We start from the raw sequence: 12,332 nt of genomic DNA, 5'->3' as shown, positions 1-12,332 counted from the left end.
CATGAGTGTCCATGGAGTACAGCGACGACCGTATTTAGCACGTACCCGCGCACGCTGAAGAAACGTGAGGAAAACTTAATCTGTCGCTACCTGCCTTGTGACGCAGCGAAAACCCCTGCTTAAAGCTTCGCCTTCACCGCTGCCAACCCTTCCTTATCGTCGATGGTTTTCACCCCATCCAGCCATTTCTCCAGCACCGCCGGGTTGGCCTTGATCCACGCCTTGGCGGCTTGGTTATTGCTGACTTTCTTGTTCACCACATCGGCCATGATGGTGTTTTCCATGTCCAGGGTGAAGCTCAGGTTGGTCAGCAGCTTGCCCACGTTCGGGCAGGCTTCGGCGTAGCCTTTGCGGGTCAGGGTGAAGACCGAGCCGGTGTCACCGAAGTATTTCTCGCCGCCCTTGAGGTAATGCATGCCCTTGATCTGCACGTTCATAGGGTGTGGCGTCCAGCCCAGGAACACCACGAAGGACTTACGCTTCACGTTGCGATTGACCTCGGCCAGCATCGCCTGCTCGCTGGACTCCACCAGCTTCCAGCCGCCCAGATCGAACTCGTTCTTCTTGATGATTTCCTGCAACGACAGGTTGGCGGGCGCGCCGGAGCCGATGCCGTAAATCTTTTTGCTGAACTTGTCGGCGAATGTGTTCAGGTCGGCAAAGGTGTGCACACCCGCGTCCCAGACGTAGTCCGGCACTGCCAGAGTGAATTCGGTGCCTTCCAGGTTTTTCGCCAGTTGCGTGACGTCACCGGTGGCTACAAATTTGTCGTAGAAGCCCTGCTGCGCCGGCATCCAGTTGCCCAGAAACACATCCAGCTGCCCGTCTTTCAGGCCACCGTAGGCAATCGGCACCGCCAGGGTGTCGATCTTGGTCTTGTAGCCTAGGCCTTCGAGCACAACGCTGGTGATTGCGTTAGTGGCTGCGATGTCGCTCCAGCCCGGGTCTGCCATCCGCACGGTGCTGCAACTGGCATCTGCGGCGTGTACCGCAACGCTGCCCAACGTCATGACACTGACCGCCAGTGCGGTGAATAGCTTTCTCATTCGGTTTACCCCTTTTGGTTTTTTTGGTGTGGGCAGTGTCAGGGTTGTGGATAACGTGCCTTGCGCTCCAGATCGTCCAGATCAATGTGGTTGCGCATGTATTGCTGACTGGCGTCGACCAGTGGCTGGTGATCCCAACTCTTCAGCTTGCCGGTTGCCAGCGATTTGGCGACGAAGCGCCGTCTGCGCTGGCTGGCGAGCACCTGATGGTGTATCGCCGGTATGTCCCATTTGGCCCGAGCCTCGGCCAGGAAGTCGTTGAACAGTTGTTGATAGTCGGGTGACTGGCTCAGGTCCTCCAGTTCCTTCGGATCGTTCTTCACATCGAACAGCAGGCAGGGATCCTGCTCCGAATAAATGAATTTGTAGGCGCCGCGGCGGATCATCATCAGCGGGCTCGTCGTGCCTTCGGCCATGTACTCGCCAAAGACTTCATCGTGACCGGCCTTGCCTTTCAGATGCGGCATCAGGGAGCGGCCGTCCAGCGGCAGGCCTTTGTCCAGCTTGCCATTGGCCATATCGACAAAGGTCGGCAACAGGTCGGCGGTGGACACTGAGGCCTTCACGCGACGCGGTTTGAACTGGCCCGGCGCGTAAACCACCAGCGGCACACGTGCGGCCATCTCGAACCAGTGCATTTTGTACCAGAGGCCCTTCTCGCCCAGCATGTCGCCGTGATCGCCGGAGAACACGACGATGGTGTCTTCGGCCAGTCCGACTTCAGACAGCGTCTGCATCAGTTTTCCGACGTTCAGATCGATGTAGCTGCAGGCGCCGAAGTACGCACGCCGCGCATCACGAATCTTGTGCGTCGGCATGGGCTTGTCCCACAAATCGTAGACCTTGAGCAGACGTTGCGAGTGCGGGTCCAGCGCGTTCTGGTTGGCGTGCAGGGGCGGCATCGGGATCTCGACGTCGTCGTAAAGGTCCCAGAACGGTCGGGTGATGGTGTACGGATCGTGGGGGTGAGTCATCGAGACCGTCAGGCAAAACGGCGCATTACCGTCTTCGCGAACATGGTCGTACAGGTACTGCTGGGCCTTGAAGACCACTTCCTCATCGAAATCCAGCTGATTGGTGCGCACGCATGGCCCTGCCTGCAGCACTGACGACATGTTGTGGTACCAGCTCGGGCGTACGTCCGGCTCGTCCCAGTTTACGGACCAGCCGTAATCCGCCGGGTAGATGTCGCTGGTCAGGCGCTCTTCGTAGCCGTGCAACTGGTCAGGGCCGCAGAAATGCATCTTGCCGGCCAGTGCAGTCTTGTAGCCCTCGGCACGCAGGTAGTGAGCGTAGGTCGGAATGTCCGCCGGAAAGTCGGCGGCGTTGTCGTACGCACCGATCTTGCTGGGTAACTGGCCGCTGACCAGCGTGAACCGCGAGGGTGCGCACAGCGGGCTGTTGCAATACGCCGAGTCGAACACAACGCCTTGAGCGGCAAGGCGGGACAGGTTCGGCATCAGAATCGGAGAGGGGGCGTAGAACGGCAACATTGGCGCGGCCATTTGATCGGCCATGATGAACAGAATATTTTTGCGCTTCATGTAATCGCGGCATCCCATAGTGAACAGTTATGCGAAAGTGCTGGTAACGAGAATGAAGGCCATAGTAGCTGTGGTAAAGCCCATATGAAGAAATACCTAGGATAAGCTGCGCTTATGTATGAATCCCTCGGTGAGCTGTCACTGGATCTGTTGCGCTCGTTCGAGGCGGCTGCCCGCTTGCGCAGCTTCACGGCAGCGGCCATCGAACTGGGCACCACGCAGCCCGCCGTCAGCCAGCAGATCAAGCGGCTTGAGGAGCAGTTGGCAACGCGGCTGTTCGACCGCATCTACCGGGGTATCGAGCTGACCGAAGCGGGCGAGGTCCTGTTCAGTCATGTGCAGACCGGCCTGCAGTCCATCGAGAGCGGTCTGGTGGCGATCACCGACCAGCGCCAGCATGAGGTGCTTCAGGTCGCCACGGATTTTGCCTTTGCTTCCTACTGGCTGATGCCCCGGCTGCACCGTTTTCACAAGCTCAACCCGGATGTGGACGTCAGCCTGGTGACCAGCGAGCGCACCCACAGCATGCTGCGCCCGGATATCGACGTCGCGGTGTTGTTTGGGGACGGGCGCTTCAAGCAGGGCGAAAGCCATTGGCTGTTCAGCGAAGAAGTGTTTCCTGTGTGCAGTCCGCAACTGACTGCGGGGCGAGCACTGCCGTTGCCCAACGATGTCTTGCGTGAGTTTCCGCTGCTGCACTTGCGCGGTGAAAGCAACAATAACTGGTTCGACTGGGGCGGCGTATTTCGGGCGCTGGACATTCCTCAGTCACCGGCACCCGGACAATTGCGTTTCGACAATTACACGCTGTTGATCCAGGCTGCGATCGGCGGTCAGGGCGTGGCCATCGGCTGGCGGCATCTGGTCGATGATCTGCTCGAGCAAGGCCTTCTGTGCCGTCCTGTCGCAGCTTCGGCAGTTTCCGGTTACGGGTATTACGTGGTGCTGCCCCAGCGTAAACGCCGCGTGCAGATCGTTCAGCAGTTTGTCGACTGGCTGGCCAGCGAGCAGGCGTTGAGCGGCGTTTCACTGGCGGGCAGACCATTACCGTCCATTGCAGTGTGATCGGATTATTTCCAGGTCAGTGAGGACCTCATGTCGGGTATTCAGGGAGTGTCTTCTAAGACTGACAAGCCTCACCCAGCCTCCTCCGCATGATGCTATGTCGAACGACAGGCAAAATCAGCGGTGTAACATTGCCCCGCCAAAACGTGACCGATTGGTCCGTTGAAGTGCAGATCAGCGAAAAGTGATCATTCATTTGCCTGAATATCAGGCATCAGATGCAGTCGCAGCTCGCGTTTTCGGGCTTGCACTGAATGCTGAGAGACCAAGACAGAGGATCATGAGAGATGCCGGATCTAATCATCGAAGGCAAGAAGCTTCACTATTCTGATCAGGGCAGCGGGCCGGTTCTTTTACTCGGACACAGCTATCTCTGGGACCGAAACATGTGGAGCGCGCAGATTGACCTTCTTGCCAGCCATTATCGTGTGATCGTGCCGGACCTTTGGGGGCATGGTGAATCCGGTGCGTTTCCTGACGAAACCCGGAACCTGAGCGATTTCGCCCGCCACGCGCTGGCGTTGCTCGACCACTTGAACATCAGACGCTGCACCATCATCGGCCTGTCAGTCGGAGGCATGTGGGGCGCAATCACTGCGCTTTCCGCGCCTGAACGTATCAACGGGCTGGTGCTGATGGACACCTATCTGGGCAATGAATCAGAGGCCATGAAAGCCTACTATTTCTCTCTGCTCGACAAGGTGGAAGCCGCAGGAGGATTTTCCGAACAGCTGCTGGACGTGGTGGTGCCGATCTTCTTCCGTCCCGGCATCGACCCGCAGTCACCTGTCTGCCAGAGACTGCGAACGGCGCTGGCCAGCATGAGCTCCGAACAATTGCGCCAGACTGTTGTGCCGGTCGGTCGCATCATTTTCGGACGCGAGGACCGGCTTGGGCTTCTGCATCAACTGGACGCCGACACCACCTTGATTATGTGCGGCGATGCCGACATTCCAAGGCCGCCAACGGAAACCCGCGAGATGGCTCGCCTGATTGGCTGCCCCTATGTGCTGGTGCCCGAGGCCGGGCATATCGCCAATCTGGAAAACCCGGAGTTTGTGTCAGGTGCCCTGATGGCGTTTCTGGCCGGGTTGCATCAGAGGACGGCTTAAAGTCTCTGCGTTTCCGACACCCCGCAGTCGGGCAGCAAACACGAAACTGTGGGAGGGGGCTTGCCCGCGATGGCGGCATGTCAGTCGCTGAGATGGCGCCTGAGAAAACCGAATCGCCGGCAAGCCGCCTCCCACAAAAACCGCGATTTTCAACAGGTTTGCGCAGGGCTTGTCGATAGCCGACTTATTCTGAGCGGCAATCCGGCAAGGCGATAATCAATTCAGCACGCCATCCAGAATCGCGTACACAATCCCTGTGCCGACGGCGATCAGCACGACATCGGTGCCAAGGCGACGCCACTCATATCCCTCGTAATGCGGTAGATATTGCAGCGAGCGACGGTCCAGTCGTTTGCCGTAACCCGGTGGCAATGGCCGGCCTTTGACGATATGAATACCCGGCGGCAACGGCTGACCACGGCCAATGACGTCACGGTGTTGCTGGAACGTCTCGCGCACCGGTCCGAAGTCCTGAGGCGGGCCACGGCGATTGTCCTGATGGGATGGCCCCGGACCTTTGCCGTTGCCGCGATTGCCCGGGCCGTCATTGTCGCGCGGGCCTTGCTGGTGGCCGCCACGGTTGTCGTCCGGGCCGTTGCCGCGCTGATCGGGCGGCGCGGCCTGGAGCAGCGGACTGGCGCTGATCATCAGGATGCCCAAGCCTGTGATGATGCGGTTTGGCAGTTTCATGGGGGTGCTCCTCAGCACTACGCGATGCAGCAAAAAGGGGTTCATGACCTAGTCATGAACCCCTCGTGTCTTACTGCATGATAGAACCGCTGCTGGCGCTTTGATTCCTCTGTACCAGAAACTTTACCCTTAGCTGACGCGGGCGTTACGTACGCCTTCGGCCAGCGCCGCGCACAAGGTCAGTACGCCATCGACGGCCTGCTCCGGCGATCCTGCGTTGGCAATCTGGTCGACCAGTGCCGAACCCACCACCACGCCGTCTGCCAGACGTGCAATGGCCGCTGCCTGCTCCGGCGTACGGATACCAAACCCGACGCTGATCGGCAGATCGGTATGACGACGCAGGCGTGCGATGGCCTCGGTCACGTGTTCAGTGGTCGCCGAACCTGCACCTGTCACACCTGCAACCGACACGTAGTAAACGAAGCCGGAGCTGCGTTCCAGCACGCGTGGCAGGCGCGCATCGTCGGTGGTCGGCGTGGTCAGGCGAATGAAGTCGATGCCCGACGCCTGTGCGGGCGTTGCCAGCTCGGCGTCGTGCTCAGGCGGCAGGTCGACGATGATCAGACCGTCTACGCCTGCTTCCTTGGCTTCAGCCACAAACGCTTCGACGCCAAAACGGTGGATCGGGTTGTAGTAACCCATCAGCACGATAGGCGTGGTCTGGTCGTCGACACGAAACTCACGAACCATCTGCAGGGTTTTCGGCAGGGTCTGACCTGCATCCAGCGCACGCAGGGTTGCCAGCTGAATGGCAACGCCGTCGGCCATCGGGTCGGTGAACGGCATGCCCAGTTCAATCACGTCGGCACCGGCAGCCGGCAGGCCTTTCAAAACTTTCAGTGAGGTGTCATAGCCGGGATCGCCCGCAGTGACGAAGGTGACCAGTGCCGCACGACCTTCGGTTTTCAGCTGGGCAAAACGTTGTTCGAGGCGGCTCATACCAGCATCTCCTGAGTCTTTTCGGCAGCGGCCATGTGGCTCATGACGGTCTGCATGTCTTTGTCACCGCGCCCGGACAGGCACACGACCATCAAGTGATCGTCGCGCAGGTTGGTGGCGCGCTTCATGGCTTCAGCCAGGGCGTGAGCGGTTTCCAGTGCCGGGATGATGCCTTCGAGCAGGCAGCACTGATGGAAAGCGTCCAGGGCTTCTTCATCGGTGATGCTGACGTATTCGACGCGCTTCACTTCGTGCAGGAAAGCGTGCTCGGGACCGATACCCGGGTAGTCCAGACCTGCGGAAATGGAGTGTGCATCAGTGATCTGCCCATCCTTGTCCTGCAGCAGGTAAGTGCGGTTACCGTGCAGCACGCCCGGCACACCGCCGTTCAGGCTGGCCGCATGCTTGTCGGTCTCGACACCATGACCGCCCGCTTCCACACCGATGATTTCCACGCTGGCGTCATCCAGGAACGGGTGGAACAGGCCCATCGCGTTGGAACCGCCGCCAACACAGGCGACCAGACTGTCGGGCAAGCGCCCTTCCTTCTCCAGCATCTGCTCTTTGGTTTCCTTGCCGATGATGGCCTGGAAATCACGCACCATCGCCGGGTACGGGTGTGGGCCAGCCACAGTACCGATCAGGTAGAAGGTGTCGTCGACGTTGGTTACCCAGTCACGCAGAGCTTCGTTCATGGCGTCTTTCAGGGTGCCGGTGCCGGAAGTGACCGGAACGATCTCGGCACCCAGCAGCCGCATGCGGAATACGTTGGCCTGCTGGCGCTCGATGTCGGTCGCACCCATGTAGATCACGCAAGGCAGACCGAAACGTGCAGCCACGGTCGCCGTGGCAACACCGTGCATGCCGGCGCCGGTCTCAGCGATCAGACGCTTCTTGCCCATGCGCTTGGCCAGCAGCACCTGGCCGATGCAGTTGTTGATCTTGTGCGCGCCGGTGTGATTCAGCTCTTCGCGCTTGAAGTAGATCTTCGCGCCGCCACAGAACTCGGTCAGGCGTTCAGCGAAATACAGCGGGTTCGGACGGCCCACGTAATCGCGCTGGAAGTACGCCATCTCTTTGATGAATTCAGGATCGGCCTTGGCGGCTTCGTACTCGCGGTTCAGGTCGAGAACCAGCGGCATCAGGGTTTCAGCGACGTAGCGGCCGCCGAACGAGCCGAACAGGCCGTTGGCGTCAGGGCCGTTGCGCAAATTGGTCTGGGTCATGAAGTGCTCCAGTGGGTCTATCGAACGAATGAGGTGAGCCGGTCTGGCAATGAGTCCACTTTAACCAGCGCACGCCCGGATGAAAACCGATAAGATCGCCACAACCTGTCAGGAAAACTCACAGATCATGAGCCGCGATCTTCCCCCGTTGAATGCCTTGCGTGCCTTTGAAAGCACTGCCCGGCTTGGCAGTGTCAGTCAGGCTGCCGAGCATCTGCACGTGACACATGGCGCCGTCAGTCGTCAGTTGAAGCTTCTTGAAGAGCACCTGGGCGTCAATCTGTTCAGTAAGGATGGACGCGGCCTGAAACTCACAGATGCGGGTATCCGGCTGCGTGACGCCAGTGGTGAAGCGTTCGACCGGCTGCGCAGTGTCTGTGCCGAGCTGAGCCAGGGCAGCGCCGATGCACCGTTCGTGCTCGGATGTTCCGGGAGCCTGCTGGCGCGCTGGTTCATTCCACGCCTGAGTCGCTTGAATGCGGAGTTGCCGGATCTGCGCCTGCACCTGTCGGCAGGCGAGGGCGATCTGGACCCTCGCCGTCCCGGTCTGGATGCCCTGCTGGTGTTCGCCGAACCGCCCTGGCCTGCCGACATGCAGGTGTTCGAGCTGGCCAGCGAACGAATCGGCCCGGTACTGAGCCCACGCTTTGCGCGTTTCGACAGCCTGTGCAATGCGCCCGCCGAAGCGCTGCTGGACGAATCCCTGCTGCAGACCACCTCGCGGCCGCAGGCATGGCCAAGCTGGGCGCAACACAACGGCATCGACCCGCAGTCATTGCGGTTCGGACAGGGCTTCGAGCATTTGTATTATTTGCTGGAGGCGGCCGTGGCAGGCCTTGGGATCGCGATTGCGCCCGAGCCGCTGGTGGTCGATGACCTCAGGGCCGGACGCCTGGTTGCGCCATGGGGTTTCAGCGAAACCCCGGCGCAACTGGCGTTATGGGTGCCCAGACGTATGGCCGATGGCCGCGCACAGCAGTTGGCTCAATGGTTGAAAAATGAGCTGCTGCGGTCTGAAGACCCGATCAGAAACTGATCAGTTGCCGCGCTTGCACAGCAGGTAGGCTGCCAGCAGGCCGAGGGCACCCACAGCAACGCCTGCGGTGGTCCAAGGGTGTTCCTGAGCGTAGTCACGAGTGGCCAGCGCATTTTCACGGGTCTTCTCTTTGACGTCTTCGTAGACATCGCTGAGCAGGCTGCGCGAATGGCTCAGAGCACTTTCAGCATTGGCCTTGAGGTTTTTCAGGGTTTTGCGCGACTCGTCGGAAGCATCGGCTTTCAGGCCCTCGAGCGACTTCAAGAGACTCTCGATCTCCGCTTCCATACTCTGCAACGAGGCCTTGCGAAGTGAAGTACTAGCCATGGTGTTTCTCCTGCAATGGTGAGTGGGCGTGTGATGATTCCGACTGCGGGCTCATTGGAAAGTGCGATGCCATTTTGCAAAGTCTGAACTTTTACCTGCTTTTTCCTGACAGAAGTCTGGAGCGTTGGTTTTAACGACGTGTTCAAAGACCTTCAGGAGAACTGCCATGAGTGATCATCACACGTACAAGAAAGTCGAAATCGTCGGATCGTCCACCACCACCGTTGAAGACGCTATCCAGAACGCTTTGGCCGAAGCCAGCAAAAGCATCAAGAACCTTGAATGGTTCGAAGTGACCGAAACCCGCGGCCATATCGTGGACAACAACAAGGTTGGCCACTATCAGGTCACCTTGAAAGTGGGCTTTCGCATCGAACGCAGCTGATCGTCCTTGAACCTTTCGGCTGGCCGATTGCCATAACCTGCGCTACACACTGACATGAGCCATCATGGCTCACAGGTGGGCGTAGGGATGTTCAATGGGCGCCTGTTCCGATGGCGTCTGCATTTGGCCGGACGAAAGGGGATACCCATGAAGAAGATTTTGTTGGCAGTAGGTTTGTTGAGCATCGCGGGCACCGCCCTGGCGGCAGGCAAGCCATGTGAAGAGCTGAAAAGCGAAATCGACGCCAAGCTTCAGGCCAAGGGTGTTTCTTCCTACACGCTTGAAGTGGTCGAGAAAGGCAGTGCTGCTGATCTGCAAGTGGTTGGCACCTGCGAAGGTGGCGCCAAGGAAATCGTTTATAAGCGCGGTTGATAGTCAGGCCGGCTCGATGTAAATCCAGCCCGTGCCAGACCCCGTGTTCAAGCTGTAAAAAAAAGCCCGCACCCTACGCTGAACAGTGATTCAGCGAATGGTGCGGGCTTTTTCGTGTCTGTGCAGCAAGCGTTTAGCCGTGTGCGACCTGAGCCAGGATTTCGTAGGACCGCAGACGGTCTTCGTGCTCGTACATGTCGCAGGTAAAGATCAGCTCATCGGCATCGGTCTGCTCCAGCAGCACGTCCAGTTTGGCGCGGATCTTGTCCGGGCCGCCGACCATCGCCAGCCCCAGAAAGCTCGCCACCGCTTCACGTTCGTGCGGCAGCCACAGGCCGTCCATGGACTCCACCGGTGGACGTTGCATCAGGCTGTGACCACGCATCAGCGCCAGAATACGCTGGTACACCGACGTCGCCAGGTATTCGGCCTTCTCGTCCGTCTCTGCGGCCGACAGCGGCACGCCCAGCATCACGTAAGGCTTGTCGAGCACTGCCGAAGGCTGGAAGTGATTGCGGTAGACGCGAATCGCTTCGTGCATGTAGCGCGGCGCGAAGTGCGAGGCGAAGGCGTAAGGCAAACCGCGCATCCCTGCCAGCTGAGCGCTGAACAGACTTGAGCCCAGCAGCCAGATCGGCACATTGGTGCCTGAACCTGGAACGGCGATCACTTTTTGATCAGGTGTACGCGGTCCCAGGTACTCCATCAGTTCGGTCACGTCATCCGGGAAGTCATCGGCACTGCCGGAACGTTCGCGGCGCAGCGCGCGGGCGGTCATCTGATCGGAACCGGGCGCACGGCCCAGGCCCAGATCGATGCGGTCCGGATACAGGCTCGCCAGGGTGCCGAACTGCTCGGCCACCACCAGTGGCGCATGGTTGGGCAGCATGATGCCGCCCGCGCCGACCCGGATGGTCGAAGTACCGCCTGCCAGATACGCCAGCAGCACCGACGTTGCCGAACTGGCGATGCCGTCCATGTTGTGGTGTTCGGCGACCCAGAAGCGGTTGTAGCCCAGTTTTTCGACGTGTTGCGCCAGATTCAGCGAGTTGCGCAGAGAGTCGGCGGGGCCTTTATCGTGGCGCACGGGCACCAGATCAAGGGTGGAAATCTTTACATCTGCCAGACGTTTCATAGGCCAGGGTAGCTCCTCGAATTGTGTTGGGTCGGCTCAAGGAGCTGCCCACGATGAAACAACAGTGCGGGCACAAGCCTGGTGTTTCAATAGATGACGCGGAAAAAAACCTACTTAAATACTAGGTCTTTAGTCGATTTGAACTTTCCGGTGCCGTCTATCCTCAGAATCCTGTCACGTGCAAAAGACTCAATCCATTCCTTCAAGGAGCGACCATGAGCATCGTCAAGAAAGCATCGGCACACTGGGCTGGTGATCTGAAAACCGGTATCGGCAGCATCTCGACTGAAACCGCAGCACTGCGCGAGCATCCATACGGCTTCAAGGCTCGTTTTGAAGGCGGCAAAGGCACCAATCCCGAAGAACTGATCGGCGCGGCCCATGCGGGTTGCTTCTCGATGGCGCTGTCGATGATTCTGGGCGACGCAGGCTTCACAGCCGACAGCATCGATACCCAGGCTGAAGTCACGCTCGACCAGGTGGAAGGCGGTTTCGCGATCACTGCTGTGCATCTGATACTGAAAGCCAAGGTGCCAGGCGCGACTCAGGAGCAGTTCAACGAGTTGACCAATAAAGCCAAAGAAGGCTGCCCCGTGTCCAAGGTGCTGAACGCCAACATCACGCTCGACGCTACCCTGCTGAGCTGATTCGGTAGTTTAGATTTCGTGTGAGGTGGCTGGCCGACAATAGCGTTGTTCCAGTCGTTGCCAGGTTGGATGGGCTATTGATTCGCCGGCAAGCCGCCTCCCACAACAGTGTTCCTTTCGCCGGTTATGTGTATTGGAAGAGGGTCAAGCATGAAACGTTTTGCTTTGGCAGTGGCCTGTACCCTGCTGGCTGTAAATGCTGTGGCGGCCCCGAAGTCCTGTGATGAGCTCAAGGACGAAATCGAGGCACGGATCCAGGCGAACAATGTCACGTCCTACACGCTGGAAATCGTCACCAATGACGAAGTCACGGATCAGAACATGGTCGTGGGCAGCTGTGAGAACGGCACAAAAAAAATCATTTATCAGCGCAATGATCGCTGATCAGATGCAGTGAATATTCCCCTCCTGCGCGACCGTTTTTCGCTCGGCGTCGTACAGCCACGCATCGACATCATTGGTCAGTGACCTCACCTCAAGCACGTATCGCTGCCCGGCAGCGAAATGCGCGTAGTCGACTTCAACGAAGCAGGTAATTTCGGTGTAGTCGTCGCCCATCAGGCCGAGACTTCCGTATCGATACTCATAGTCGTAACGCACTTGCAGCGAATGGCTGCCGGGTGTGACCTGGAAATAGCGGCCGTCATAGGTGTTCTTGCCGTCGAGCTTGTCCGCCATGACCACTTTGCCGGTGATGGTGCGCAGATCGACCCAGGCCATGTTCGGGTCAACGGCAGGCAATGGACCGGCGCAACCTGCAAGGGTTGTCAGGGCGAGAATCAGTGTCATGACGCGCATGCTGTGC

15 protein-coding genes are annotated in these 12,332 nt (G+C 59.0%); 7 read left to right on the top strand and 8 right to left on the bottom strand.

Going from position 1 to position 12,332, the window contains the following annotated elements; all coding sequences use genetic code 11:
* Positions 1–119: 119 nt before the first annotated feature.
* Together QRN20_RS07075 and betC are read right to left on the bottom strand one after the other, a co-directional pair.
* Entirely contained in the window at positions 120–1,046 is a 927-nt protein-coding gene (locus QRN20_RS07075; RefSeq protein ID WP_088234253.1) for a choline ABC transporter substrate-binding protein, read from the bottom strand.
* 38 nt (positions 1,047–1,084) lie between these two features.
* Complete coding sequence (betC, locus tag QRN20_RS07070) at positions 1,085–2,590, bottom strand: choline-sulfatase (protein WP_029243089.1); 1,506 nt, start codon at positions 2,588–2,590, stop codon at positions 1,085–1,087.
* Positions 2,591–2,704: 114 nt separating this feature from the next.
* Between betC and QRN20_RS07065 the strand changes: the two genes are divergently transcribed.
* Both QRN20_RS07065 and QRN20_RS07060 read left to right on the top strand, forming a co-directional pair.
* A complete protein-coding gene (locus tag QRN20_RS07065) occupies positions 2,705–3,655 on the top strand; it encodes a choline sulfate utilization transcriptional regulator (RefSeq protein WP_029243088.1) in 951 nt (316 codons plus the stop codon).
* Between the two features lie 287 nt (positions 3,656–3,942).
* Positions 3,943–4,767 carry an alpha/beta fold hydrolase gene (locus tag QRN20_RS07060; RefSeq protein ID WP_029243087.1) on the top strand — a complete coding sequence of 275 codons (825 nt, stop codon included), beginning with the start codon at positions 3,943–3,945 and terminating at the stop codon, positions 4,765–4,767.
* 216 nt (positions 4,768–4,983) lie between these two features.
* Here the strand turns inward: QRN20_RS07060 and QRN20_RS07055 are convergent, their stop codons facing one another.
* The 3 genes from QRN20_RS07055 to trpB form a co-directional block, all read right to left on the bottom strand.
* A complete protein-coding gene (locus tag QRN20_RS07055) occupies positions 4,984–5,457 on the bottom strand; it encodes an anti-virulence regulator CigR family protein (RefSeq protein WP_029243086.1) in 474 nt (157 codons plus the stop codon).
* Between the two features lie 129 nt (positions 5,458–5,586).
* Positions 5,587–6,399: a tryptophan synthase subunit alpha gene (gene trpA / locus QRN20_RS07050; protein ID WP_004882490.1), complete on the bottom strand. Its 813-nt coding sequence runs from the start codon at positions 6,397–6,399 to the stop codon at positions 5,587–5,589.
* Complete coding sequence (gene trpB / locus QRN20_RS07045) at positions 6,396–7,625, bottom strand: tryptophan synthase subunit beta (RefSeq protein ID WP_029243085.1); 1,230 nt, start codon at positions 7,623–7,625, stop codon at positions 6,396–6,398. The genes trpA and trpB overlap by 4 nt, the downstream gene beginning before the upstream one ends.
* A gap of 79 nt (positions 7,626–7,704) precedes the next feature.
* Between trpB and QRN20_RS07040 the strand changes: the two genes are divergently transcribed.
* Positions 7,705–8,661, top strand: coding sequence for a LysR family transcriptional regulator (locus QRN20_RS07040; RefSeq protein ID WP_088234254.1), 957 nt, complete (start codon positions 7,705–7,707; stop codon positions 8,659–8,661).
* On the opposite strand, the gene QRN20_RS07035 is transcribed toward QRN20_RS07040, so the two are convergent.
* Positions 8,662–8,988, bottom strand: a complete 327-nt coding sequence (locus tag QRN20_RS07035; RefSeq protein WP_004882493.1) for an ElaB/YgaM/YqjD family protein — start codon at positions 8,986–8,988, stop codon at positions 8,662–8,664.
* A gap of 166 nt (positions 8,989–9,154) precedes the next feature.
* Here QRN20_RS07035 and QRN20_RS07030 point away from each other — a divergent pair, with 166 nt between their 5' ends.
* Both QRN20_RS07030 and QRN20_RS07025 read left to right on the top strand, forming a co-directional pair.
* A complete protein-coding gene (locus QRN20_RS07030; RefSeq protein ID WP_004882494.1) occupies positions 9,155–9,373 on the top strand; it encodes a dodecin in 219 nt (72 codons plus the stop codon).
* A gap of 147 nt (positions 9,374–9,520) precedes the next feature.
* Positions 9,521–9,745 (top strand): DUF1161 domain-containing protein, encoded by a 225-nt coding sequence (locus QRN20_RS07025; protein WP_004882495.1) that lies wholly within the window; start codon positions 9,521–9,523, stop codon positions 9,743–9,745.
* Between the two features lie 133 nt (positions 9,746–9,878).
* On the opposite strand, the gene QRN20_RS07020 is transcribed toward QRN20_RS07025, so the two are convergent.
* Positions 9,879–10,880 (bottom strand): LLM class flavin-dependent oxidoreductase, encoded by a 1,002-nt coding sequence (locus tag QRN20_RS07020; RefSeq protein ID WP_004882496.1) that lies wholly within the window; start codon positions 10,878–10,880, stop codon positions 9,879–9,881.
* A 215-nt stretch (positions 10,881–11,095) separates the two neighbouring features.
* Here QRN20_RS07020 and QRN20_RS07015 point away from each other — a divergent pair, with 215 nt between their 5' ends.
* On the top strand, positions 11,096–11,527 hold the full coding sequence (locus tag QRN20_RS07015; RefSeq protein ID WP_025996492.1) for an OsmC family protein: 432 nt from the start codon (positions 11,096–11,098) through the stop codon (positions 11,525–11,527).
* A gap of 150 nt (positions 11,528–11,677) precedes the next feature.
* Positions 11,678–11,911: a DUF1161 domain-containing protein gene (locus tag QRN20_RS07010; protein ID WP_004882498.1), complete on the top strand. Its 234-nt coding sequence runs from the start codon at positions 11,678–11,680 to the stop codon at positions 11,909–11,911.
* Here the strand turns inward: QRN20_RS07010 and QRN20_RS07005 are convergent, their stop codons facing one another.
* Positions 11,912–12,325: a PA0061/PA0062 family lipoprotein gene (locus QRN20_RS07005; RefSeq protein WP_029243083.1), complete on the bottom strand. Its 414-nt coding sequence runs from the start codon at positions 12,323–12,325 to the stop codon at positions 11,912–11,914.
* Positions 12,326–12,332: the final 7 nt, after the last annotated feature.

The sequence above is a fragment of the Pseudomonas sp. fls2-241-TYG-175 genome (assembly GCF_030209155.1).
Lineage (GTDB): Bacteria > Pseudomonadota > Gammaproteobacteria > Pseudomonadales > Pseudomonadaceae > Aquipseudomonas > Aquipseudomonas viridiflava.
Note: the sequence above shows the minus strand (reverse complement) of the source record. Positions and strands in the feature narration are given on the sequence as shown.

Coding starts and splice junctions, on each gene's coding strand:
- QRN20_RS07075 (WP_088234253.1), bottom strand. CDS start 1,046: ATGAGAAAGCTATTCACCGCACTGGCGGTCAGTGTCATGACGTTGGGC.
- betC (WP_029243089.1), bottom strand. CDS start 2,590: ATGAAGCGCAAAAATATTCTGTTCATCATGGCCGATCAAATGGCCGCG.
- QRN20_RS07065 (WP_029243088.1), top strand. CDS start 2,705: ATGTATGAATCCCTCGGTGAGCTGTCACTGGATCTGTTGCGCTCGTTC.
- QRN20_RS07060 (WP_029243087.1), top strand. CDS start 3,943: ATGCCGGATCTAATCATCGAAGGCAAGAAGCTTCACTATTCTGATCAG.
- QRN20_RS07055 (WP_029243086.1), bottom strand. CDS start 5,457: ATGAAACTGCCAAACCGCATCATCACAGGCTTGGGCATCCTGATGATC.
- trpA (WP_004882490.1), bottom strand. CDS start 6,399: ATGAGCCGCCTCGAACAACGTTTTGCCCAGCTGAAAACCGAAGGTCGT.
- trpB (WP_029243085.1), bottom strand. CDS start 7,625: ATGACCCAGACCAATTTGCGCAACGGCCCTGACGCCAACGGCCTGTTC.
- QRN20_RS07040 (WP_088234254.1), top strand. CDS start 7,705: ATGAAAACCGATAAGATCGCCACAACCTGTCAGGAAAACTCACAGATC.
- QRN20_RS07035 (WP_004882493.1), bottom strand. CDS start 8,988: ATGGCTAGTACTTCACTTCGCAAGGCCTCGTTGCAGAGTATGGAAGCG.
- QRN20_RS07030 (WP_004882494.1), top strand. CDS start 9,155: ATGAGTGATCATCACACGTACAAGAAAGTCGAAATCGTCGGATCGTCC.
- QRN20_RS07025 (WP_004882495.1), top strand. CDS start 9,521: ATGAAGAAGATTTTGTTGGCAGTAGGTTTGTTGAGCATCGCGGGCACC.
- QRN20_RS07020 (WP_004882496.1), bottom strand. CDS start 10,880: ATGAAACGTCTGGCAGATGTAAAGATTTCCACCCTTGATCTGGTGCCC.
- QRN20_RS07015 (WP_025996492.1), top strand. CDS start 11,096: ATGAGCATCGTCAAGAAAGCATCGGCACACTGGGCTGGTGATCTGAAA.
- QRN20_RS07010 (WP_004882498.1), top strand. CDS start 11,678: ATGAAACGTTTTGCTTTGGCAGTGGCCTGTACCCTGCTGGCTGTAAAT.
- QRN20_RS07005 (WP_029243083.1), bottom strand. CDS start 12,325: ATGCGCGTCATGACACTGATTCTCGCCCTGACAACCCTTGCAGGTTGC.